Origin of the sequence: Blastomonas sp., from assembly GCF_046294995.1 — a bacterium.
Classification (GTDB): Bacteria; Pseudomonadota; Alphaproteobacteria; order Sphingomonadales; family Sphingomonadaceae; genus Blastomonas.
Map to the genome: position 1 here is coordinate 663,544 of NZ_JBKBOG010000001.1, position 21,801 is coordinate 685,344.

The 21,801-nt window shown below is 65.7% G+C and carries 20 protein-coding genes; 9 read left to right on the forward strand and 11 right to left on the reverse strand.

Features of this window, described 5'->3' with window-relative positions:
• Window positions 1-7 precede the first annotated feature (7 nt).
• A complete protein-coding gene (locus tag ACK4R0_RS03040; protein ID WP_409669992.1) occupies window positions 8-1,873 on the reverse strand; it encodes an ABC-F family ATP-binding cassette domain-containing protein in 1,866 nt (621 codons plus the stop codon).
• A 276-nt stretch (window positions 1,874-2,149) separates the two neighbouring features.
• On the opposite strand from ACK4R0_RS03040, the gene ACK4R0_RS03045 reads away from it, so the two are divergent.
• From ACK4R0_RS03045 to ACK4R0_RS03065, 5 genes are all read left to right on the forward strand, one after another.
• On the forward strand, window positions 2,150-2,686 hold the full coding sequence (locus ACK4R0_RS03045) for an EF-hand domain-containing protein (RefSeq protein ID WP_409669995.1): 537 nt from the start codon (window positions 2,150-2,152) through the stop codon (window positions 2,684-2,686).
• Window positions 2,687-2,784: 98 nt separating this feature from the next.
• Entirely contained in the window at window positions 2,785-3,519 is a 735-nt protein-coding gene (locus ACK4R0_RS03050) for a response regulator (protein WP_409669997.1), read from the forward strand.
• A complete protein-coding gene (locus ACK4R0_RS03055; RefSeq protein WP_409670000.1) occupies window positions 3,516-4,937 on the forward strand; it encodes a sensor histidine kinase in 1,422 nt (473 codons plus the stop codon). Before ACK4R0_RS03050 ends, ACK4R0_RS03055 begins: the two co-directional genes overlap by 4 nt.
• A gap of 214 nt (window positions 4,938-5,151) precedes the next feature.
• Window positions 5,152-6,165 (forward strand): porphobilinogen synthase, encoded by a 1,014-nt coding sequence (gene hemB, locus ACK4R0_RS03060; RefSeq protein WP_409670003.1) that lies wholly within the window; start codon window positions 5,152-5,154, stop codon window positions 6,163-6,165.
• 4 nt (window positions 6,166-6,169) lie between these two features.
• Window positions 6,170-6,721, forward strand: coding sequence for a gamma carbonic anhydrase family protein (locus ACK4R0_RS03065; RefSeq protein ID WP_409670005.1), 552 nt, complete (start codon window positions 6,170-6,172; stop codon window positions 6,719-6,721).
• Between the two features lie 9 nt (window positions 6,722-6,730).
• Here ACK4R0_RS03065 and ACK4R0_RS03070 read toward each other — a convergent pair whose 3' ends face one another.
• A complete protein-coding gene (locus tag ACK4R0_RS03070; protein WP_409670008.1) occupies window positions 6,731-6,994 on the reverse strand; it encodes a hypothetical protein in 264 nt (87 codons plus the stop codon).
• Between the two features lie 180 nt (window positions 6,995-7,174).
• Here ACK4R0_RS03070 and ACK4R0_RS03075 point away from each other — a divergent pair, with 180 nt between their 5' ends.
• The 3 genes from ACK4R0_RS03075 (at window position 7,175) to ACK4R0_RS03085 (ending at window position 9,136) form a co-directional block, all read left to right on the forward strand.
• Window positions 7,175-7,537: a DMT family protein gene (locus tag ACK4R0_RS03075; RefSeq protein ID WP_409670011.1), complete on the forward strand. Its 363-nt coding sequence runs from the start codon at window positions 7,175-7,177 to the stop codon at window positions 7,535-7,537.
• Window positions 7,538-7,601: 64 nt separating this feature from the next.
• Window positions 7,602-8,462, forward strand: coding sequence for a formyltetrahydrofolate deformylase (gene purU, locus ACK4R0_RS03080; protein ID WP_409670014.1), 861 nt, complete (start codon window positions 7,602-7,604; stop codon window positions 8,460-8,462).
• 101 nt (window positions 8,463-8,563) lie between these two features.
• Entirely contained in the window at window positions 8,564-9,136 is a 573-nt protein-coding gene (locus ACK4R0_RS03085; protein WP_409670017.1) for a thermonuclease family protein, read from the forward strand.
• Window positions 9,137-9,155: 19 nt separating this feature from the next.
• On the opposite strand, the gene ACK4R0_RS03090 is transcribed toward ACK4R0_RS03085, so the two are convergent.
• The 7 genes from ACK4R0_RS03090 to ACK4R0_RS03120 form a co-directional block, all read right to left on the reverse strand.
• Window positions 9,156-10,196, reverse strand: coding sequence for a retroviral-like aspartic protease family protein (locus ACK4R0_RS03090; RefSeq protein WP_409670020.1), 1,041 nt, complete (start codon window positions 10,194-10,196; stop codon window positions 9,156-9,158).
• A gap of 83 nt (window positions 10,197-10,279) precedes the next feature.
• A complete protein-coding gene (locus tag ACK4R0_RS03095) occupies window positions 10,280-12,688 on the reverse strand; it encodes a ligase-associated DNA damage response DEXH box helicase (RefSeq protein ID WP_409670023.1) in 2,409 nt (802 codons plus the stop codon).
• Window positions 12,689-12,739: 51 nt separating this feature from the next.
• Complete coding sequence (gene purH / locus ACK4R0_RS03100; protein ID WP_409670025.1) at window positions 12,740-14,329, reverse strand: bifunctional phosphoribosylaminoimidazolecarboxamide formyltransferase/IMP cyclohydrolase; 1,590 nt, start codon at window positions 14,327-14,329, stop codon at window positions 12,740-12,742.
• A 6-nt stretch (window positions 14,330-14,335) separates the two neighbouring features.
• Window positions 14,336-16,105 (reverse strand): heparinase II/III family protein, encoded by a 1,770-nt coding sequence (locus ACK4R0_RS03105; RefSeq protein ID WP_409670028.1) that lies wholly within the window; start codon window positions 16,103-16,105, stop codon window positions 14,336-14,338.
• Window positions 16,106-16,194: 89 nt separating this feature from the next.
• Window positions 16,195-16,857: a ribulose-phosphate 3-epimerase gene (gene rpe, locus ACK4R0_RS03110; RefSeq protein WP_409670031.1), complete on the reverse strand. Its 663-nt coding sequence runs from the start codon at window positions 16,855-16,857 to the stop codon at window positions 16,195-16,197.
• Window positions 16,858-16,952: 95 nt separating this feature from the next.
• Window positions 16,953-18,239: an RsmB/NOP family class I SAM-dependent RNA methyltransferase gene (locus tag ACK4R0_RS03115; RefSeq protein WP_409670034.1), complete on the reverse strand. Its 1,287-nt coding sequence runs from the start codon at window positions 18,237-18,239 to the stop codon at window positions 16,953-16,955.
• 210 nt (window positions 18,240-18,449) lie between these two features.
• Entirely contained in the window at window positions 18,450-19,325 is an 876-nt protein-coding gene (locus ACK4R0_RS03120; protein ID WP_409670037.1) for a M48 family metalloprotease, read from the reverse strand.
• A gap of 141 nt (window positions 19,326-19,466) precedes the next feature.
• Between ACK4R0_RS03120 and ACK4R0_RS03125 the strand changes: the two genes are divergently transcribed.
• A complete protein-coding gene (locus tag ACK4R0_RS03125) occupies window positions 19,467-19,646 on the forward strand; it encodes a DUF1674 domain-containing protein (RefSeq protein WP_409670040.1) in 180 nt (59 codons plus the stop codon).
• A gap of 66 nt (window positions 19,647-19,712) precedes the next feature.
• Here the strand turns inward: ACK4R0_RS03125 and ACK4R0_RS03130 are convergent, their stop codons facing one another.
• Both ACK4R0_RS03130 and ACK4R0_RS03135 read right to left on the reverse strand, forming a co-directional pair.
• Window positions 19,713-21,224, reverse strand: coding sequence for a PH domain-containing protein (locus tag ACK4R0_RS03130; protein ID WP_409670043.1), 1,512 nt, complete (start codon window positions 21,222-21,224; stop codon window positions 19,713-19,715).
• The gene (locus ACK4R0_RS03135; protein WP_409670046.1) at window positions 21,221-21,727 is read right to left on the reverse strand and encodes a PH domain-containing protein; all 507 of its coding nucleotides are present in this window, start codon (window positions 21,725-21,727) and stop codon (window positions 21,221-21,223) included. The genes ACK4R0_RS03130 and ACK4R0_RS03135 overlap by 4 nt, the downstream gene beginning before the upstream one ends.
• Window positions 21,728-21,801: the final 74 nt, after the last annotated feature.

The following is a 21,801-nucleotide window of genomic DNA, read 5'->3' on the forward strand; positions in this document are numbered from 1 at the left end:
TCAAGCGTCAATTCATCGTTTCGAGCTGCTCATTGCATTCAAGCCATGTCGCTTCGGCAGCGGCGAGCGCATCGCCAAGTCTCGTGCGCTGCCGCGCCAGTTCGCTCATCGTCAGCTTGGCGAGCTCGGGCTTGGCCGATGAAGGGTCGAACATCGCGCGGTCGATGTCCGAACATTGCGCCTGCAACTCCGCCACCGCCTTCTCTGCGGCCTTGACCTTGTTTTCGGCCTTGCGAACCTGATCGCGGTGGAAGGCGTCGGCCTTCTTGTCCTTTTTGGACATCTTGGGCTTGGCCTCGCCCTTGGGCTGGTTGATGCCGAGCACGAAGTCCATGTAATCGCGCATCGAGCCGCTGTATTCGGTGGCGGTGCCGCCATCGACCAGCACCAGACGGTCGGCGGTCAGCTCGACCATGTGCCGGTCATGGCTGATCAGTATCACCGCGCCGTCATATTCGTTAAGCGCCTGCACCAGGGCTTCGCGCGCATCGACGTCGAGGTGGTTGGTCGGCTCGTCGAGGATCAGCAGATGCGGTGCATCGCGGGTGATCAAGGCGAGTGCAAGCCTTGCGCGTTCGCCGCCCGACAGCGTGCCAACGCTCGACATCGCGCGGTTGCCCGAAAAGCCGAACCGGCCCAGCTGCGCGCGCACGGCAGCGGGGGTCTTGCCCTTCATCGCGCGGGTCATCTGCTCGAGCGGGGTGCTGTCGCTCTCGAGTTCTTCGACCTGATACTGGGTGAAATAGCCGATCTGCATCTTGCCTGCGGTTTCCATCGCGCCTTCGAGCGGCGGCAGCTGTGCTGCGAGCAGGCGGGCGAGCGTGGTCTTGCCGTTGCCGTTGCGGCCCAGCAGCGCGATCCGGTCATCGGGATCGATCCGCAGGTTCAGCCGCCGCAGGATCGGGGTGTCCGCGCTGTAGCCGACCGCAGCGAGATCGAGCGTGATCAGCGGGGGTTTCAGCTCGGACGGGCTGGGGAAGTCAAAAGTCAGGCTTGGATCTTCCATCAGCGCGGTGATCGGCTGCATCTTGGCGAGCATCTTGGCGCGCGACTGCGCCTGTTTTGCGGTCGATGCGCGGGCGCTGTTGCGCGCGACATAATCCTGCAGCTTGGCACGCTGGGCATCCTGTGAGGCCTTGGCGGCGGCGAGCTGGGCTGCGCGTTCGGCGCGCTGGCGCTCGAAGCTGTCATAGCCACCGGGATACAGCGTCACCTTGCCGCCCTGCAGGTGCAGGATGTGGTCGACCACGTTGTTGAGCAGATCGCGCTCATGGCTGATGACGATCAGCGTCGCCGGATATGCCTTGAGGAAGTTCTCCAGCCACAAGGTCGCTTCAAGATCGAGGTGGTTAGAAGGCTCATCGAGCAGCAGCACGTCGGGTTGCGAGAACAGCAGCGCGCCCAGGGCGACACGCATCTTCCAGCCGCCCGAAAAGCTGTCGAGCGGGCGGTTCTGCATCTCGTCGTCGAAGCCCAGGCCGGTGAGGATGATCGCCGCGCGCGATGGGGCGCTGTACGCGTCGATCGCGAGCAGCCGTTCGTGGACATCGCCCAGCCGGTCGGGATCGGTGCAGGTTTCGGCTTCCTCGAGCAACTGCATGCGCTCGACATCGGCGGCGAGCACGGTCTCGAGCGGGGTCATCGCGCCGTGCGGGGCTTCCTGCGCGATATAGCCGAGTTTGGCGAGGCGCGGCAGCTCGATTTCGCCGTCATCGGGCTCGAGTTCGCCGATCATCACCTTCATCAGCGTGGACTTGCCCGCGCCGTTGCGCCCGATCAGGCCGATGCGGCCGCCGGGGGGAATGGCTGCGGTTGCGCCGTCGAGGATCGTGCGGCCACCCAGCCGGACGGTGATGTTGTTCATTGCGAGCATGCCCGCGCGCCTACCAGCCTGCGGCGCATTAGCCAAGCGGGGCGTTGCTGCAACGCAGCGAAAGCCCGCAAAATCCTGCGATCAGATTGCGCCCCGATGAATGCAAGGCTTCAATTGATACACTTTGCGACACTTTTGCCGGTGATCCGGCATAGCTGTGCGACATTGGACCCCTAGAACGGTTCTCAAGGAAGTCGTTCCGGTCCCCACATCCCCCTTTGCAGCGGGGCCGGGGCGGCCTCCTCCACAATGGAACGCAACACAAAGGAAATCCCCATGAAAAAGACCCTTATTGCAGGTGCCGCTCTCGCCGCGATGCTCACTGGCAGCATCGCCATTGCCCAACCGGGCGGCGGCAAGATGCGCGGACCCGATGCCAACCAAGATGGTGTGATCACCGAAGCGGAAGTCCGCGCCCATGCGCGTGAGCGCTTCGCCAAGATGGACATCAACAACGATGGCAAGATCGACCAGGCCGAGATGACGGCGCTCCGCGAGGCGCGCCAGGCCAAGCGCGCCGAACGCATGGCATCGCGTCCCGAAGCCCGCCAGGGTGAAGCCGGCGAGCGCAAGGGCGGCAAATGGCGCGGCAAGCGTGGCGGTGACGGCGAAGGCATGCAGCGCGGCATGATGCGGCTTGATACCAACAACGATGGCGCGATTTCGCTGGCCGAATTCGAAGCCGCCGCAATCGAGCGCTTCAAGCGGCAGGACACCAACAATGACGGCCAGGTGACCAAGGCCGAGCGGGATGCCGCCCGCGAAGCGATGAAGCAGCGCTGGCAGGAAAAGCGTGCCAAGCCTGCTGGCTGATCGCTGACCCACGACACTCTTCCGGCCCCGTTGCAGGTTCCCCGCTGCAGCGGGGCCGGTTGCCTTTGACCGCCGTAACCGGCACATGCTGAACTGACATGACTGACCCTGCCCACATCCTGCTCGTCGATGACGAACCGTCGCTGCGCGAACCGCTGGCCGAATATCTCGTGGCGCAGGGGTTCGACGTGACCGAGGCCAGCGATGCCGCCAAGGCGCGCACCTTGATGCGCGACCAGCGTTTTTCGATCCTGCTGCTCGACATCATGATGCCCGGCGAAGATGGCCTGAGCCTGTGTCGCCATGTCGCGGCGCAGTCCGAAATCCCGGTCATCCTGCTCACCGCCAAGGGCGAGGCGATGGACCGGATCATCGGGCTTGAGATCGGCGCCGACGATTACGTCGTCAAGCCGTTCGACCCGCGCGAACTCGTTGCGCGGATCAAGACCGTGCTGCGCCGCACCTCGCGTTCACCCCAGGCTCTGGAAGAAGAGGTGCAGGGCTTTGAATTCGATGGCTGGACGCTCGACACGGTCAAGCGCCGCCTGATCGACCCCGATGGCGCGCTCGTCCCGATTTCCACCGCCGAATTCAAGCTGCTGCAGGTGTTTGCCGAGCATGCGGGGCATGTGCTCAACCGTGATCAATTGCTCGACCTTGCGCATGGCCGCGAGGCGCATCTGTTCGACCGCGCGATCGACAACCAGATCAGCCGTCTGCGCAAGAAGGTCGAGGTCGACAACCGCAGCCCGAAGTTGATCAAGACCGTATGGGGCGGGGGCTATACGCTCGCCGCCAAGGTGCGCCGCCTGGCGAGCCCTGAGGGCTCATGACCTTGCTCAGGCGGCCCGTTTTCAAGAGGTTGTGGCCGTCCAGCCTTGCCGGCCGACTGCTGCTGACCATCGCGCTTGCGCTGCTGGTCGGGCAGCTGGTCAACGGCGTGCTGCTGGTCCGCGCCCAGCGCGCGCAGGCGATGGACCGGGTCGCTGCGGAAGCTGCGGTGCGGCTGATTGCCGCGACCGACCGGATCGAGCAGGGGCGCCCATTGCGCGAGCGACGGCTTGGCCGGATGAACCGTGCGCCTGGCCTCAGGCTGCGCCGCACCGAACTGACGCCCGCCAACCCGCTCGATCCGGGCATCCGGGTGTTGCCGCAGCTCGAGCAACGGTTGAGCGCCATCCTGCCCAGCTATGGAGTGGAATATCGCCAGATCGCTGCAGGCGCGATGCCCGCCCCGCCGCGGCCTCGGCGCATGGCGCGGCTGTCGGCCGAGATCGGCGGAAACGACGACGGCGAGATCCGCCAGCTCGCGTTGATCGCGATCGAGCGTCCCGACGGCCAGTGGCTCAGCGTCCGCGTGCCCGTGCCCGAAGCCTCCAGCCGCATAGGTTCGACGATCATCGTCCAGACCGTGGTGCTGTATCTGGTGATGCTGGTGCCGCTGGTCTGGCTGACCCGGCGCATCGCCCGATCGATGGGTGCGCTGCGCGATGGCGTCGCGCAATTCGAGCAGACCCAGCAGGCCGAACCGATCACGCCTTCGGGACCCAGCGATCTCGCCGACCTGACGCGGTCGTTCAATGCGATGAGCGCGCGGATATCGGCGATGCTGAACGAAAAGGACGTGATGCTGGGCGCCATCGGGCATGATCTCAAGACCCCGCTGGCCGCGCTCAGGGTCCGCGTCGAATCGGTCCCCGACGACCGCCAGCGTGCGCGCATGGTCGCGAGCATCGACGATATTACCCGGACGCTCGACGATATCCTTTCGCTGGCGCGGATTGGACGGACCGGCGAGGCGCCCGAGCCTGTCAATCTGGGCGCGCTGGTCGAGATGATCGCCGACGAGTATCGAGATCTTGGGCAGGACGTCGAGCTGGCCGATTGCGAGCGGATCGTCGCGCCGTTGCAGCTGACCTGGATCCGCCGTGCGCTGCGCAACGTGATCGGCAATGCGGTGCGCTATGGGACGCGCGCGAGGATCAGCATCATGCGGCAAGCCAAGAGCGCCACGATCACCATCGACGATGACGGACCTGGCATTCCCGACGACCAGATCGAACGGATGTTCGAACCGTTCACCCGGCTCGAAGCCTCGCGCAACATGGCAACCGGCGGAACGGGGCTGGGGCTGACGCTCGCCCGCGCGGTGGCGCATCAGCATGGCGGCACGCTGACGGTGCAGAACCGGCGCGGTGCAGGCGGCGCGATCGAAGGCCTGCGCGCGGTGCTGACGCTGCCGGTGGGGTGAGGGGTTGTGAGCGTCCCTCGACTTCGCTCGGGATAGGCGGGGTGGGGGTGTTTGGCTATTTGGTATGTCGGGCCTGAACACGCGATACCTGGCCGCATAAGCCCCCTTCCCGTGTTCCCGAGCGCAGTCGAGGGACGTCGTGCGATGGTCGAGTGATTGATTTCAACCGGCATCACACCTTCCCCTTCGCGCCACCACCCGCTAATGCTCCTGCATGACCCATAGCCTTCCCCCGACCGCCTATCCCGCCACCCGCCTGCGCCGCACCCGTTCGACGCGCTGGAGCCGCGACATGGTGCGCGAAACCAGCCTTTCCCCCGCCAACCTGATCTGGCCGTTGTTCGTGACCGAAGGCGAAGGCGTCGAGGATCCGATCGCCTCTCTGCCCGGCGTGTCGCGCTGGTCGGTCGATGGCATCGTCGCGCGCGCGAAGGAAGCGGCCGACCTCGGCATCGCGTGCATCGCCTTGTTCCCCAACACGCAGCCTGAGCGCCGCAGCCAGGACGGCGCCGAGGCGCTGAACCCCGACAATCTGATGTGCCGCGCGATCCGCGCGATCAAGGCGGAGCTTGGTGACCGCATCGGCGTGCTCACCGATGTCGCGCTCGACCCCTATACCGCGCACGGCCAGGACGGGCTGATTGATGACCAGGGCTATGTGCTCAACGACGCCACGGTCGAAGTGCTGGTCGGTCAGGCGCTCAACCAAGCGGCGGCCGGCGCGGATATCATCGCGCCGTCGGACATGATGGATGGGCGCATCGGTGAAATCCGCGCCGCGCTCGAGGCGCACGGCCATCACAACGTCCAGATCATGAGCTACGCCGCAAAGTACGCCAGCGCCTTCTACGGCCCGTTCCGCGATGCGGTGGGCTCGTCGGGGCTGCTCAAGGGCGACAAGAAGAGCTATCAGATGGACCCGGCCAATGGCGACGAGGCGCTGCGCGAAGTCGCGATGGACATCGCCGAGGGCGCCGACAGCGTGATGGTCAAGCCCGGGCTGCCCTATCTGGATATCGCGGCGAAAGTGAAGCAGACCTTCGGGCTTCCGACCTATGCCTATATGGTGTCGGGCGAATATGCGATGATCGAGGCGATGGCAGCGGCAGGCGCAGGCGATCGCGACGCGGTGGTGCTCGAAAGCCTGCTCGCGTTCCGCCGCGCCGGGTGCAGCGGCATCCTGACCTATCACGCGCTCCACGCCGCCAAGCTGCTGGCGAAGGGATAAGGCCATGCACGACGTTTCGATCATCAGCCTGCACGGCAAGACGCCGCGCATCCACGACAGCGCCTTCATCGCGCCCGGATGCCGGATCATCGGCGATGTCGAGATCGGCCCCGATGCCAGCATCTGGTACAATTGCGTGATCCGTGCCGACGTCAACCGCATCGTCATCGGCGCGCGTACCAATGTGCAGGACGGCAGCATCATCCACTGCGACAGCCCGCGCCCCGGGCTGGAAGACGGCTATCGCACGCTGATCGGCGAAGATGTGCTGATCGGCCATCTGGCGATGGTGCATGGCTGCGTGCTCGAGGACCGCGCGTTCGTCGGGCTGGGCTCGATCGTGATGGACGGCTGCAGGATCGGCAGCGATGCGATGCTGGCCGCCGGCGCGATGCTGACGCCGGGCAAAGCGGTTCCCGCCGGGCAGCTATGGGGCGGACGCCCCGCGCAGTTCATGCGCGACCTGCCCGAGCCGGCGATCGCCGGAATGCAGGCGGGCGTCGCCCACTACGTCGAAAACGCCCGGGCGCACAAAGCCGCGATCGACGGCGCCTGACCTGAAGTATCAGATTCGACCCTTGCGATAATCGCGCGGGGGGACGAAGCGCTCGCCGCGTGCGCGCGCCTGCATCGCCTCGTCGGCGATTGCTGTCTTGCGCTCTACCGCAGCGATGCGCGATGCCTTCCCCCGGTTCAGTCCGCCACTTTCGTCAGCTATCGACATGGCCACCCTGCGAATCTCGTCGCCGCGGGTACCGATCAGCAGCGCCAGAAAAACCGAAGCGAGCGAGATCGAAAGGAAGGATATGAACACACTGTCCGGTGACATGCTGACCCCCATTCTCGTTGAAGTTCAACAAGATGTGCCGATTGCTGGTTAAGCGTTGCTTGGCAACCAGGGTTAAGAATGCGTTGACGACAGATTTATCTTCTTTTTACCTCTCGCGCGATTGCCGACGCTGTGCGACCCGTTGCCGCGAACGTTTGGCCACTCAGCGGAAAGCCCCCCATGCCCACCCAGATCGCTCCCACCGTCCTGCTGCTTGCGGTTTCGAACATCTTCATGACCACGGCCTGGTACTGGCACTTGAAGGGCGGGGTGGAGGCTGCGGCAGCCCGTCCGATAGTCTGGGTGATCGCGATCAGCTGGGGGATCGCGTTGGTAGAATACTGTTTCGCAGTACCCGCCAACCGCATTGGTTTTGCCCATGGCTGGACGCCGGGGCAGCTCAAGATCGTGCAGGAGGCACTCGCGCTGACCGTGTTCGGAGTCTTCATGGTGGCGGTTCTGGGTGAGGCATTGAGCTGGCGCCATATGGCGGCCTTCGCCTGCATCATGGCGGGGGTGGCTTTCCTTTTTGTTGGCAAATAGGTGGTAACCGCGCCATCGCGCGTTTCGACGTTTCTCGCCCGCTCCTTTTTTCGATGGAAGCCCAATGCCCGACAGCTACAGCCTGACCTTGTCCTGCATCGATCGGCCCGGCATCGTTGCTGCGGTCGCCGGGTTTCTGGCCAGCCACCATGCCAATATCCTTGAATCGCAGCAATATAACGACCGGATCGAAGACAGGTTCTTCATGCGGGTCGGCTTTGAGCTGCTTGAGGGTGCGAGCCCGATAAACGATTTCCGCGATGCCTTTGCGGCCGTGGCGCAATCCCATGGGATGGATTGGTCGATCCGCGATGCCGCGCAACCGCGCCGGGTGCTGCTGCTGGTCTCGAAGTTCGACCATTGCCTCGGCGACCTGCTCTACCGTGCGCGGATCGGCGAGCTCAAGATGGTCGTCACCGGCATCGTCTCCAACCACCCGCGCGAGGCGATCAGCCACACGCTGATCGGCGACATTCCCTTTCACCACCTGCCGGTGACTGCGGCGACCAAGCCTGACCAGGAAGCGGCCATCCGCGCCATCATCGAGCAGTCCGGGACCGAGCTGGTCGTTCTGGCGCGCTACATGCAGATCCTGTCAGACGAGATGGCGCGGTATCTTTCGGGCCGCTGCATCAACATTCACCACAGCTTCCTGCCAGGCTTCAAGGGGGCCAAGCCCTACCACCAGGCATGGGAACGCGGCGTGAAGATCATCGGCGCAACCGCGCATTACGTGACCGGCGATCTCGACGAGGGACCGATCATCCACCAGGATGTCGAGGCGATCAGCCACAGCGACACACCCGACGATCTGGTGCGCAAGGGGCGCGATATCGAACGCCGCGTGCTGTCGCGCGCGGTCCGGTTTCATCTCGAAGACCGGGTGCTGGTCAACGGCGGCAAGACCGTGGTTTTCCACGATTGATTAGAGCCCGGTAGCGAACCGTTAACCGGGCCGCGCGATCATGCCGCGTGCCCAGGACATCCCCCATCCGCTCCCGCGACGCCGAGCAAAGCAGCGCCCGCATGATCATTCTGGCGGTGCTGCTTGCTGCGCTCACCGGCTGGAACCTCAATGCATGGCTGATGCCGGTGCCGCAGGAGGGCTTGTCGCCAGCGATCGAGCTTGAGGCGCCCGACCCATGGGCGCAATCGCGCGAACAACGGCGTCTGCTCGAGGCGCAGGAGGATGCGCCCGCGCCGGTTGCGGAGTTTGCCGGTGCACCGCTCGTCAGCGCGCAGCCCGATACGGTGTCGGCAAGGTTCGGCATCTGCGGCGGCGGGGCGAGGGTGACCTGCGTCGTCGATGGCGACACGATCTGGCTGCGCGGCCAGAAGATCCGCATCGCCGATATCGACACGCCCGAGATTTCTTCCCCGCGCTGCCCAGCCGAGTTGCAACGCGGCAGGCAGGCGACGCAGCGGCTGGTCGAACTGCTCAACACCGGGCCGTTTACGCTCGAGCCCATCGACCGCGCGCAGGATCGTTATGGTCGGGCGCTGTTCGTGGTCACCCGCGGCGGCGCCAGCGTCGGCGGCGCACTGGTCGATGAAGGGCTGGCGGTGTGGTACGGCAACGGGCGCCCCGATTGGTGCTGATCGCGCGCCCGATACGCGCCTAGATTCGCGCCTTGGCAGGCTTGCGATCGGCGGTACCGGGCATGTCGAACAGAACGCGGCGTTGCTTGAAGTCGATCATCATCCGGTTGAACTGGCGCAACGTTCCCATGCCCAGCAGCAGCGCCGGGGTCTTGTCGAGGCCCAGCTCGCGAAAGGCATCGGCATCGGCAAAGACGATCGGCACATAATCGAACTGCGCCCTGCCGATCTGAAAATTCGGGGCGGTCCCGGCGTCCGCCATGATCGACTGGCCGGTGACGGACATCAGGTTGGCCTGCTGTTGGCCCGGCTGATTGCCCCGGCCGAGCCGCTTTTGCAAAGCCAGGTTGCCGATGTTCGATTGCGCGCCGGTATCGATCACCACGCTGATGCGTTTTCCGTCGAGCGTCGCGTCGGTGAAGATCAGCTGGCCAGAGCGGCGCCGCGCGGTGACGACGATCTCGAAGTCGGCCACCGGGGCGCGTTTGGTGACGTCCTCGATGCTGATCGCATTGCTGATGAAGTCGAACAGGATGCGCTGGTCCTGCAGCCCGTCCAGCCCCAGGATCCCATCCGCGCCGATATGGTGCGCCTCCAGGATCGGCGCGACGACCTCGCCATAATTCTGCCGGCCCAATGTCAGTTCGGGCACATAGACGGTCTCGACCATCTTGCTGCCAGCGATGCTGACCAGCCGGGCGATGGCGGCGAATTCGAGCGCCAGAACGCCTGCGATATCCCGCGACACCACGGTGCGCTCGGACCCGGTATCGATCATGAACGAAAACGGCCCGCGCCCGTCGATGCTCACCGGAACCGTCATCCGCCGCGCGCGGTCCTGGTCCATGTTGATGATCTCGGCGCTGGCGCTGACTGAATTGGCCTCCAGCGAACCCACGGTGGCGGTAGTGATGTCGGGGATGGCGATGGTTTGCGGCGCGCTGGTGGCCTGGGCGCTGGTGACTTGGGCGGTGGTAGCCTGGACGGTCATCGCCATCAGCAGCGCCATCGCGCCTGACAGACGCAGGCCAAGGGGGCGGCCAAACGGCGGAAATGTCATCGTAGCGATCCTCTCACACGCCCGCCGGTTCCGGTCTTGTCAGGGCGCATGGGCAAGTTACCACTTCTGGCAGAGGCCCGCAATCAATCGCCGCGCATTGCGGTCGCGGCCAGGCTCTCGGCCTCGACCAGCAGCGCATCGTCGGTAGACCCTTGCGCCACGCTTTCGCGCCCGATCATCACCAGCACCGGTACCGCGAGCGGGCTGACGCGGTCGAGATCGACGTGCAGCATCGTGCCGACGGCGCGGTCGAGCAGGTCGCCCAGTCGCCCAACATCGGTCATCCGCGCGCGCGCATCGGCCCAGGCCGCTTCGAGCAGCACATGGTCGGGCTCGTACTTGCGCAATACGTCGTAGATCAGGTCGGTCGAGAAGGTCACCTGCCGCCCCGACTTCTTCTTGCCCGGGTGCTGGCGCTCGACCAGCCCGCTGATCACTGCAACCTCGCGGAAGGCGCGCTTGAGCAGATACGAATTCTGCACCCAGTCGGTGAACTCGTCGGCGAGGATGTCGGCAGACAGAAGATCGCCGGGGTCGGTGATCGGTTTCAGCCCCCAGACGGCGAGCGCATAATCGTTGGCGACAAAGCCCATCGGCTGCAGCCCGCGATCCTCCATCCGCCGGGTGAGCAGCATGCCCAGCGACTGGTGCGCGTTCCATCCCTCGAACGGATAGCAGACCATGTAATGCCGCCCGTGATGCGGGAAGGTCTCGACCAGCAGCTGGTCGGGCTCGGGCATCGCCGAGCGCCAGTCCTGCATTTCGAGCCACTCCCGCACATCGTCGGGGAAGCGCGACCAGCTTGCCCGGTCGGTGAGGAAATTGCGCACCCGCTGCGACAGATGCGTGGTCAGCGGCATCCGCGCGCCGCCGTAGCTGGGGATCTGCGAGGCCTTGGACGATGCCTTGACCAGCAGGTCCATATCCTTGATCCGCTCGACCTCGAGCCCCATCCCGGCAAAGATGAAGGTATCGCCCGGTGCGAGCTGCGCGGCGAAATTCTCCTCGACCTTGCCCAGCGAACGCCCGTTCTTGAACCGCACCTCGAGCATCGGTGTATCGACGATGATCCCGGCGTTGAGGCGATATTGCGCAGCAAATTTGGGGTGTGCCAGCCGCCAGGTCCCATCGGGCAGCCGCACCAGCCGCTTGAACTTGTCATAGGCCCTGAGCGAATAGCCGCCGTTCTCGACGAACCCCAGCACCCTCTGGAAGGCTGCGCGGTCGATGCCGCTATAGGGCAAAGCGGACTGCACCTCGTCGAGCAGCGCATCCTCGTGGAATGGCCCCGCGCACGCCGTGCCCATGATGTGCTGCGCAAGCACGTCCAATCCGCCGGGGCGAAAGCTCTCGCCGTCGCGCTGGCCTTCGGTCACCGCATCGAACGCGGCTTGCGCCTCGAGATATTCGAACCGGTTGCCGGGCACCAGGATCGCGCGGCTGGGGCTGTCGAGCCGGTGGTTGGCGCGGCCGATGCGCTGGAGCAGCCGCGACGATCCCTTGGGCGCGCCCATCTGGATCACGCAATCGACATTGCCCCAGTCTACGCCGAGATCGAGGCTCGCGGTCGCGACCAGCGCGCGCAGCTCGCCGCGCGCCATCGCGCCCTCGACCTTGCACCGCGCCTCGACCGAGAGCGAACCGTGGTGAATGCCGATCGGCAGATGCGCCTCGTTCAGCTCCCACAGCTTCTGGAAGATGAACTCGGCGAGGAAGCGCGTGTTGCAGAAGACGAGCGTGGTCTGATTGCGCGAAATTTCCTCGAGCACCTGCGGCACGGCGTAGTTGCCGCTGTGCCCCGCCCAGGGGACCCGGTCGTCGGTGATCAGGATCGAAAGATCAGGCTCCGCGCCCGGCTCGCCCTCGACCAGCGCCACGGTATCGATATCGCCATAAGGCGCGAGCCAGGCGCGATAGGCATCGGCATCCGCCACCGTCGCCGACAGCGCAACCCGGCGCAGCGCGGGTGCGATGGCCTGCAACCGCGCCAGCGAAAGGTTGAGCAAGTCACCGCGCTTGGATGTCGCAAAGGCGTGAACCTCATCGACGATCACGGTCCTCAATCGCGTGAACATCTCGAAGCTCTCGGGGTAGGACAGCAGCAGGCTCAGCGATTCGGGTGTGGTCAGCAGGATGTTCGGCGGGCGCGCGCGCTGGCGTGCCTTGCGGTCCGAAGGGGTATCGCCGCTGCGGGTTTCGATGGTGATGCCCAGCCCCATCTCGGTCACCGGGGTCAGCAGATTGCGCTGAATGTCGTGCGCCAGCGCCTTCAACGGCGAGATATACAGCGTGTGCAGCCCGTCATGGACTTTGCCGTCGGTGAAATCGGCGAGCGTCGGCAGGAACCCGGCGAGCGTCTTGCCTGCCCCGGTCGAGGCGACGAGAAGCGCATGGTGCCCGGCGTCGGCCTGCTCAAGCATCTCGAGCTGATGGCGCCGGGGAGCCCAACCGCGCTGCGCAAACCAGTCTTGGATGATCTGCGGCAGCGCCATGGGTCAGGATATAGGACGCGATGCGGGGGAACAGAAGTCCCCCGCTTGCGATCAATGCCTGAAGTGCCGCATTCCGGTGAACACCATCGCCAAGCCTGCCTCGTCGGCGGCCGCGATCACTTCGTCGTCGCGCATCGATCCGCCGGGCTGGATCACCGCGGTCGCGCCTGCCTCGACCGCGGCGAGCAAGCCGTCGGCGAACGGGAAGAACGCGTCCGAGGCCACCGAAGAGCCCCTGGTGCGCGGCTCCGACCAGCCATAGGTTTCTGCTGCCTCGATCGCCTTGGCGGCAGCGATGCGCGCCGAATCGCGGCGGTTCATCTGGCCTGCGCCGATGCCCGCGGTCGATCCGTCCTTGGCGTAGACGATGGCGTTGGACTTCACATGCTTGGCAACGGTCCAGGCGAACAGGCAGTCGGTAAGTTCCTGTGTCGTAGGCGCGCGCTTTGTGACGACCTTGAGCTCGTCGCGGGTGATGCGTCCATTGTCGCGCGACTGGAACAAGGCGCCGCCTGCGATGGTCCGCAAGCCCATGCCACCGCGCGCCGGATCGGGCAGGTCGCCGGTGAGGATCAGCCGCAGGTTCTTCTTCTTGGCGAACACGGCCTTGGCAGCGTCGTCAGCATCGGGCGCGCAGACGACTTCGGTGAAGATGTCGCTGATCGCTTCGGCGGTGGGGCCATCGAGCGGACGGTTGACCGCGATGATGCCGCCGAACGCCGAGACGCTGTCGCACTGGAGCGCGGCCTTGTAGGCGCTGACCAGATCGTCGCCGCTCGCCACGCCGCACGGGTTGGCGTGCTTGACGATGACCACGGTCGGCGGGCCATCGCGGAATTCGGCGACCAGCTCGAGCGCGGCGTCGGCGTCGTTGAGGTTGTTGTAGCTGAGCTCCTTGCCCTGCACCTGGCGGTGGTCGGCGGGCGATCCGCCCGGCGCGAACGCGGGCAGATACAGCGCCGCGCTCTGGTGCGGGTTTTCGCCATAGCGCAGCGCCTGGCCCTTGCGGAACGGCACCGAAAGCTTCTCGGGGAACATCTCGCCTTGGTCGGCAAAGGCGAACCAGCTGGCGATCATCGCGTCATATTCTGCCGTTGCGGCATAGGCCTTGGCGGCCATCTTGCGGCGGAAGGCGAGGGTGGTGGCGCCGTTGCTGGCGTCCATCTCGGCGGTGAGCGTGGCGTAATCGGCAGGATCGGTAATGATCGTCACGAACGCGTGGTTCTTGGCCGCCGAGCGCACCATCGAAGGTCCGCCGATGTCGATATTCTCGATGATCTCGTCGCGCTCTGCCCCTTTGGCGACGGTCGCGGCGAAGGGGTAGAGGTTGACCACCACCAGATCGATCGCGCCGATGCCGTGGGCTTCCATTGCGGCGACGTGCTCTGCGTTATCGCGTACCGCGAGCAGCCCGCCATGGACCATCGGGTGCAATGTCTTGACGCGGCCATCCATCATCTCGGGAAAATCGGTGATCTCCGAGATGTCGCGCACTGTCAGCCCCGCATCGCGCAGCGCCTTGGCGGTGCCACCGGTCGACACCAGTTCGACGCCCTGCGCAGCAAGGCTCGCCCCGAGCTGCGCCAGACCGCTTTTGTCCGAGACGGAAAGCAGCGCGCGTTTGATCGCAATATCAGTCACTTCAGATTATCCCATATGTTTGAGAAGCCAGCCATAATTGCCACCGGCGCTCGACACGGAGCCGGTGAGCACGATCTGCTGGCTGGGTTGGATCTGCCCGCGGTCATCGACCCACAGGCTTTCTTCGAGCGTGAGGTTGCACGCTGCCGAACGGAACTGCCACAGCGATCCGTCGGCGATGCGCAGGAACACGCCCATATTGTCGCTGGCCAGATGCGCCTCGGCATCGATCCCCAGGTGGAAGCGGATGGCGAACGGGACTTCGCCGGGCTTGCCGCGCCCGAAACCCCGTCCGATGCCGCCCTTGACCACGGGCACCAGAATATCCTCCCCGCGCACTTCGCGGCCGTCGCTGCGCACCACCAGCAGGCGGCGGTGGGTCAGGCTGTAGCGCTTGGCATAGCCATCATGGCTCATGTCGAGCCGAACCGCATCGTCGGTGTCGCGCCGGTCGAGCTCGACCAGCCCGACTCCCTTGCCGAGCTGTCCCTTAGGCAGCACAGCGGTGCTGTTGGTATCATCGAGACACAGGGTCGAATGCGCGGCGGTGGCGCGCAGACCCCGGTTCAGCGATGCGGGAACATCGGCAGGCAGCACGCCTGCACCGCCGCAATTGACGATGATCCGGTGCGGGCCGTGGCTCATCTCGAAAGCCAGCGTAGAGGCGCAACCGGTGACCGCGTGGCGCGCGATCGGCGGGGTACCGGCATCGACCAGCACCACGGTGCGGCCTGCGGGAATGCGCTGGAAACCCCAGTGCCGCGCCTGGCGCAACGGGCGCGAGCGCACGCCCGTAGCACGGATCAGCGTGGCCATCGCCTCGGCGGGGATCGCCGCCGAACCCTGCCAGCTGCCCAGCGAGCCATCATGATGGGTCAGTCCCTGCAGCGCAGGCACCGCCCGGCCGAGAGCGAGCTCGACGATCGGCGAAAGCAGTTCGTTGCGCGCGGCATAGACCGATTTGAGCATCGTCAGCACGCGGATCGCTTCGATCTGCGCCAAGGGCGAGCGCGACAGCGCGCCGCCATCTTCACCCATGAAGGTTTCGACCGCGCGCTTGAGCCCCGCTTCGCCAAAGATGCGGCGCGGTTCGCCATCGGGCAGCAGCAAGGATGCCGCGACCACGCCGGCCCATGCGGTCAGCCGCGCAAGGCCCTCGGGTGCCTTGTCGGCGACATGATCGAGGTGCCGCGCGGTGCTGGCAAAGTTGCGCAGCACCCGCGAACGATAGACCAGATCGCTGCTCGAGAGGATCAAGGGCGCGTGCGCGGCGCAGTTGAGGATCCGGCGCGCGGCGATATCGGCGCGCCATGCAGGGTCGGATACGGTTTCCAGATGCGCGTCGAGCCACTGATCAACCAGGCCCTCTGCGATCGGCACGCAGGTTTCGCGCGGGGCGGCGGCGGCAAGATCACGCAACCAGGCAAAGCTGTGGATATAGTCGATCGCCTCGTCTGGCCCTTTGAGGCTGGCGTAATCGAGCTTGGCGGTGGGGATGCGCGCGCCTGCGATCTGGAAATGGCCCGCGCGGATCGCCTTGCCGCGCTTGGCATCGCCGGTGAACGGATCGTCGGGCGCAGCCAGCAGCCGCAGCGGCGAGCGGCCCTTGAGCCGCAATTTGTGCAACGGCGTGCGCCAGGTCAGCCGGGTGAAATAATGCACGATGCTTTCGGTGAGCGAAAGGCCGCGGTCGTTCTCCAGCCGGATCAGTTGCTTGCGCTCGTTTTGCGCGTCGGCCTCATTGGCGTGGATCAGGTCGGGGCGGGTTTCTGTCACGTCGCTGCCTATCATCGGCAAGTGCCGGTCGGATTCGCTGGCCTGGGCAGCAAGGGCGCCTGTCCGCCGGTTATCGGACAGGGCATCGGTCATTGGCCTTTGAGCGCCCGAATGTTGGCCGCGTATTGATCGGGTCCGCCCTTGAAGGTCGCGGTGCCTGCGACCAGCGCGTTGGCCCCGGCATTCACCGCCTGCGGCGCGGTGACCGTATCGATGCCGCCATCGACCTCCAGATCGATATGCCGCCCGGTCTTGGCGATCATCTTGGCGATCGCCTCGATCTTGCGCAGCTGGCTGGAGATGAAGCTCTGGCCGCCAAAGCCGGGGTTGACGCTCATCACCAGCACCAGATCGACATCATCGATCAGATAATCGAGCATCTTGGCGGGAGTGGCAGGGTTGAGTACCACGCCTGCCTTCTTGCCCAGTGACTTGATCAGCTGGACGGTGCGATGGATGTGCGGGCCGGCCTCGGGGTGGACGGTGATGATGTCGGCACCTGCGTTCGCGAACGCTTCGACATACTGGTCCACCGGAGAAATCATCAGATGCACATCGAACGGCTTGGTGGTGTGCGGGCGCAGCGCTTTGACGACCGCAGGGCCTATGGTGATGTTGGGCACGAAATGCCCGTCCATCACATCGATATGAATCCAGTCGGCGCCGGCAGCGTCGATCGCGCGGACTTCCTCGCCCAGGCGCGCGAAATCGGCGGAGAGGATCGATGGAGCTATCAGTGGGGGCTGCGACATAGGCTTAGGCGCTTAACCCTCAACATCTGGTGGGGCAAGGTTTGTCCGCAGGCTTTTCCACATGATTTGGCCCATCCCCGGACACGCGGTGCAAATTATGCCGTGCGGCGCAACCGGATCATGAAGAACCCGTCGAGTCCGCCCGATTCCGCAAGCATGCCAGGCAGCGTGCGGACATGACCCCGGGCGTCGGGAGCAACCCCTGCGGGCAGCTCGTCGGCGCGCACCGGATCGATGGCAAAGCGGCTGTCAGCGGCGAGGAACTGGTCGATCACCGCTTCGCCCTCTTCGGGCTCGAGCGAGCACACCGCATAAACCAGCAGCCCGCCGGGCTTGACCCAGTTCGATGCCCGCTCGAGCAGCACCGCCTGCTGTTCGGCGCGTTCCTCGATATGGCGCGGGGCGATCCGGTAGAGCACGTCGGGGTGGCGGCGGAAGATTCCGGTGGCGCTGCACGGCGCATCGAGCAGCACCGCATCGGCGAGCGCATCAGGGCGCCACTCGAGCAGGTTGGCGGTCACCGTCTGCGCCTCCAGCCCGGTGCGCTTGAGGTTCTGGCGCAACCGCCGCAGCCGTTTTTCGGAGTTGTCGAGCGCGGTGACGTTCCACCCGGCGGCAGCCAACTGCATCGTCTTGCCGCCCGGCGCGGCGCACAGGTCGAGCACATGGCCGCCCCGGCTCGGGCCCAGCAGGCGCGCAGGCAGGCTCGCGGAAATGTCCTGCACCCACCAGCCGCCGTCCTCGAAGCCTGGGATCAGTTCGACCGCGCCGCCGCGCGGCAGGCGGACATGGCCGGGCATCAGGCTGATGCCGCCGAGTTCCTGCGCAAGGGCATCTGTTCCGGCGGCATCGGCCAGCGCCAGGTCGAGCGGCGGCGGCGTGCCCAGCGCAACGCCTGCAGCCTCGACCATGCCATCGCCCCAGGCCGCCTGCCAGCGGTGTGCGGTGGCGGGTGGGAGTTCGGGCGCGGGCAGGGTGGCGCCCGCGCGCATCAGGCTGCCGAACACGCCGTGCGCCAGCTTGCGCGGCCCGCCCTGCAGCAAGGGCAGCGCGGTGGCGATCGTCGCATGTGGCGGGGTTTCCAGCGCGAGCGTCTGCGCCAGCATGATGCGCAGCACCATCCGCGCCTTGGCATCGTCAGCCAGCGGCAGGCGGGTCATGCTGTCGATCATCAGGTCGAGCCCGGGCAGATGCCGCAGCACCTCACCCGCGATCGCCATCGCCAGCGCGCGGTCGGAGCGTTCATCGATCCCCTGGCACGCGGCATGCTGCGCGGTATCAAGCGACTCGCCGCGCCGCATGACGGCATCGAGCATGCGCAAGGCGGCCTGGCGTGCGGGAAGGCCGGGGGTGGCGTTATCGGATGGGGCGTTCGTGTTCATGAGGGCGCGTTAGGCGCAAATCGTGGCGGGGTTAAGTCCCCTTCTAAAATCCTCCCCCAGCTCGCTGGGGGAGGGGGACCGCCCGCAAAGCGGGTAGTGGAGGGGAAGCGGGCTAGTGATTTCGATCGTGGGGCGTGCCATCCCGCTTCCCCTCCACCCCCGGCCGGCGGTCCCCCTCCCCGAGACAAGCTCGGGGAGGATCTGCGGATGTCACCCGCGCCCCAGTGGATCGAGCGCGCTGCCCGCGCGGCGGGGTGCAGGCGCCGTGCCCATGTCGCGCGCGATCGCTTCCAGTGCAGCGATGCGGTCGCCGGTGTCGGGGTGGGTCGAAAACAGCGCCTTGACGCCAGACGGGACGATATAGAGCTGCGCCGCCGCCGGATTGCGTTCGACCACCGGATTGGGAATGGCCTGCGCCTGCCTCGAAATCCGTGCCAGCGCCGAGGCCAGCGCCATCGGCTTGCCGCTGATTTCCGCGCCACCCCGGTCCGCGCCGAATTCGCGGGTGCGGCTGATCGCCATCTGGACGATCATCGCCGCGAACGGTGCGACAATGACCGCGAGGATCGACGCCCAGGGATTGCGGTTGTCGCCGCGGAAGAACAGCCCGAAATTGGCGAGCATCGAAATCGCACCCGCAATCGTCGTGACCATGGTCATGATCAGCGTATCGCGATTCTTCACATGCGCCAGTTCGTGCGCCATCACGCCTTCGATTTCGTCGCGGCTGAGCATGTTCAGGAGCCCGGTGGTGGCGGCGACCGCGGAGTTCTCAGGGTTGCGGCCCGTCGCGAAAGCGTTGGGGGCGGGCTGATCGATCACGTAAACGCGCGGCATCGGCAGCCCGCCGCGCTGCGCCAGCCGTGCCACCAGATTGTAGAAATCCGGGTGGCTCTGTGCGCTTACTTCGACCGCATTGTGCATCTTGAGCACAATCTTGTCGGCGTTCCAGAAGGTAAACAGGTTCATGCCGCCAGCAAACAGCAGCGCAAGCACTGCGCCGCGTGGTCCGCCCAGCGTAAAGCCCAGCGCCATGAACAGCGCTGTCATCGCTGCCAGCAGCATCGTGGTCTTCATCCCGTTCATCGCTCTTCTCTTCAATCCTTTTGCTTCGGTCGAGGCAGGCCGCTTCACATTCGGGTGGTCTGCCCCATATTGCCTGCATCAGATGTAATACCGCACGCCCCGCTTTCAATCCGGGCTGCGCCCAACCGAGGACCCGTCCGCATGCCCGAGACCCCGCGCGCCACCCGCCGTCCCGATCACGTCAAGCCGCCTGCGCACTGGGCCAAGACCGATCCTGCGCCTGAGCCGCAGCCGATCGCCGAGGACCAGGCGCAAGAGGCCGCACGCGGCCCCACCCGCTTCGGCGATTGGGAGCTCAAGGGCATCGCGATCGATTTCTGACGCCAATAAATCCTCCCCTTGCAGGGGAGGGTTTGACGGGTCGTCATCGAGTTTGGCCGTCGATTGTCAGTGGACCCCGAGCAAACGGCTCCGCAGCGCAAGCGCATCGTCCAACGGCAACGCGTGGATGGTCACCGGCGCTGTCCGTCCGGCAACCCCGATCTGGACTTCGGAAAGCCCGATGAAGCGGCTCACCGCGTTCTGCCTGATATCGACACTCTGCACCCGGCGCAGCGGCAACAGCGTCAGCCGTTGCGCCCAGAAGCCGTCGCGAACATACAGCTGCGAGCCTTCCAGCGCATAGCGGTGCGCGCGCCATTGCAGCCAGCAAATCAGCGGAACGACGGGAACCAGCGCATAAAGCAGCGCGAGCCAGGGGTTGGCTAAGGTTGCCGATATACCGATGCCGATCATCGGCACGGGCAGCGCGAATGCCAGCGGCACCCACCACATCGCGGGGTCGACGGCGCGCATCGCGGGGTAATCGGTGTCCCATCGGATCCCTGTCGCGCCCAGAATCGCGCGCACCTCGCCTTCATGCGCCAGCGGGGCGACCGAGTGATCGCTCTCCTTGTCGCTGTCGCTGGCAAGGCTGTGCACCTTGAGCTCGAACCAGCCCAGCCGCCGCCGCACCGGCCCGGTGGCGATCACTGCTGCCTGGATGCGATGGAGCGGCATTACCACGTCGGTGAGCGTGATCAGCCCGCGCCGTCTGCGAAAACCGGTTTCGGTGCGGTCGAGCCGGAAGCCGTGTTCGCGCAGGCCCGTGCGGATGATGCCACCCAACAGGCCGATGACCAGCAGGCTGAACAGTGCCGCGATCACCGACAGGATGCGCGCGGCAATGTCGAGCGCGGCGAACAGGTCGTCGAACCCGAACAGGTCGAGCATGCGGCGCGGGTTCCAGATATCGCCCGGCAGCAGAAAATCGAGATTGTTGACCAGTGCGCCGACCACCGCGAAGAACACCAGCGAGAAATTGAACACTCCGGCGGTCAGCACGCGGCGGGTGTCCATCTCGAATACCGGCGCGGTTTCGGTTTCGGCCGACGCGAGCGCGCTGCTCGCCTCCGGCTCGGCGACGCCCGCCTGCACCGCCTTGCGAAGCCGGATGACGTCGCGCAACCGCTCTGCTTCGGCCAGATCGACCGAATCGAGCACACCTTCGTCGCCGCTGCCGCTGCTGCCCGTCTCCAGCCGCAATTTCGCCATGCCCAGCACGCGCGCGAGCAGCCCCTGTTCGAGGTTCACATCCTGGATGCGCTCATAGGGGATCGACCGCACGTTGCGGTTGATGATCCCGCTGGCGATGCGCAGCTCTTGCGGATCGAGCCGGTAGGAAAAGCGCCACCATTTCCACAGCTCGGTCCCGAACAGCGCGACGACCGCGACAAATGCAATAAGAGCCACCCAGCCACGCAGTTCGTCAGGGCCGCTCAGCCGCAGCGCGATGAGCCCGATGATCGCCTGAGGCAGCTGCCGGGCAAGATTGAGCAGCAGCGTCAGCGGGTGCAGCCGACGCTCGGTCGAAGCCTCCGGCGAGATGGCGGGTACCGCCTGGCTTAGCGCTTCGCTCATTCTGCCTCGCGGCGGATATGCAGCCGCATGGTATCGCGCATCGCTTCGGCATCGTCGCGGGTCAGTCCCGGCAGCGTGACGATCGAATTGTGCGTGCCGGCGGTGTGCACGGTCAGGCTGGCCAGGCCGAACACCCGCTCGACCGGCCCTTGGGCAACATCGATATGCTGGATGCGCTTGAACGGGACGATCGTATCGGTGCGAACCAGCCAGCCGCGCGCGACACGCAGCTGTTCGTCCACGCCGCTATAGCCCCAACGCTTCCACTTGCGCTGCGGCAGGAAGACAATGATGAACGCCGCCAGCGCGATCACAGGCGCCAGCAGGGCGCCGGGCTGCATGCCGATCTTACGCTGCAGCACGAACTCCAATACGCCCGCGCCAACCAGCAAGGGCAGCATCACGAACGCGGTCATGATGCGGATCACATGGGCGTAGGAGGGTTCGACCGGATGAAGTCCGACGGCGAGCGCAGAGACGGGTTCGTCTCGCTGAGCGAACATATCCGCCGATGATCCCGCCATTGGTCACGCACTCCCGCACACGTCGCGGGTCGATTTGCCCGCCAAGCTGTATA

Excerpts from the sequence above, each read along its gene's own strand:
- ACK4R0_RS03040 (WP_409669992.1), bottom strand. The coding sequence starts at position 1,873 with ATGCTCGCAATGAACAACATCACCGTCCGGCTGGGTGGCCGCACGATC.
- ACK4R0_RS03045 (WP_409669995.1), top strand. The coding sequence starts at position 2,150 with ATGAAAAAGACCCTTATTGCAGGTGCCGCTCTCGCCGCGATGCTCACT.
- ACK4R0_RS03050 (WP_409669997.1), top strand. The coding sequence starts at position 2,785 with ATGACTGACCCTGCCCACATCCTGCTCGTCGATGACGAACCGTCGCTG.
- ACK4R0_RS03055 (WP_409670000.1), top strand. The coding sequence starts at position 3,516 with ATGACCTTGCTCAGGCGGCCCGTTTTCAAGAGGTTGTGGCCGTCCAGC.
- hemB (WP_409670003.1), top strand. The coding sequence starts at position 5,152 with ATGACCCATAGCCTTCCCCCGACCGCCTATCCCGCCACCCGCCTGCGC.
- ACK4R0_RS03065 (WP_409670005.1), top strand. The coding sequence starts at position 6,170 with ATGCACGACGTTTCGATCATCAGCCTGCACGGCAAGACGCCGCGCATC.
- ACK4R0_RS03070 (WP_409670008.1), bottom strand. The coding sequence starts at position 6,994 with ATGTCACCGGACAGTGTGTTCATATCCTTCCTTTCGATCTCGCTCGCT.
- ACK4R0_RS03075 (WP_409670011.1), top strand. The coding sequence starts at position 7,175 with ATGCCCACCCAGATCGCTCCCACCGTCCTGCTGCTTGCGGTTTCGAAC.
- purU (WP_409670014.1), top strand. The coding sequence starts at position 7,602 with ATGCCCGACAGCTACAGCCTGACCTTGTCCTGCATCGATCGGCCCGGC.
- ACK4R0_RS03085 (WP_409670017.1), top strand. The coding sequence starts at position 8,564 with ATGATCATTCTGGCGGTGCTGCTTGCTGCGCTCACCGGCTGGAACCTC.
- ACK4R0_RS03090 (WP_409670020.1), bottom strand. The coding sequence starts at position 10,196 with ATGACATTTCCGCCGTTTGGCCGCCCCCTTGGCCTGCGTCTGTCAGGC.
- ACK4R0_RS03095 (WP_409670023.1), bottom strand. The coding sequence starts at position 12,688 with ATGGCGCTGCCGCAGATCATCCAAGACTGGTTTGCGCAGCGCGGTTGG.
- rpe (WP_409670031.1), bottom strand. The coding sequence starts at position 16,857 with ATGTCGCAGCCCCCACTGATAGCTCCATCGATCCTCTCCGCCGATTTC.
- ACK4R0_RS03115 (WP_409670034.1), bottom strand. The coding sequence starts at position 18,239 with ATGAACACGAACGCCCCATCCGATAACGCCACCCCCGGCCTTCCCGCA.
- ACK4R0_RS03120 (WP_409670037.1), bottom strand. The coding sequence starts at position 19,325 with ATGAACGGGATGAAGACCACGATGCTGCTGGCAGCGATGACAGCGCTG.
- ACK4R0_RS03125 (WP_409670040.1), top strand. The coding sequence starts at position 19,467 with ATGCCCGAGACCCCGCGCGCCACCCGCCGTCCCGATCACGTCAAGCCG.
- ACK4R0_RS03130 (WP_409670043.1), bottom strand. The coding sequence starts at position 21,224 with ATGAGCGAAGCGCTAAGCCAGGCGGTACCCGCCATCTCGCCGGAGGCT.
- ACK4R0_RS03135 (WP_409670046.1), bottom strand. The coding sequence starts at position 21,727 with ATGTTCGCTCAGCGAGACGAACCCGTCTCTGCGCTCGCCGTCGGACTT.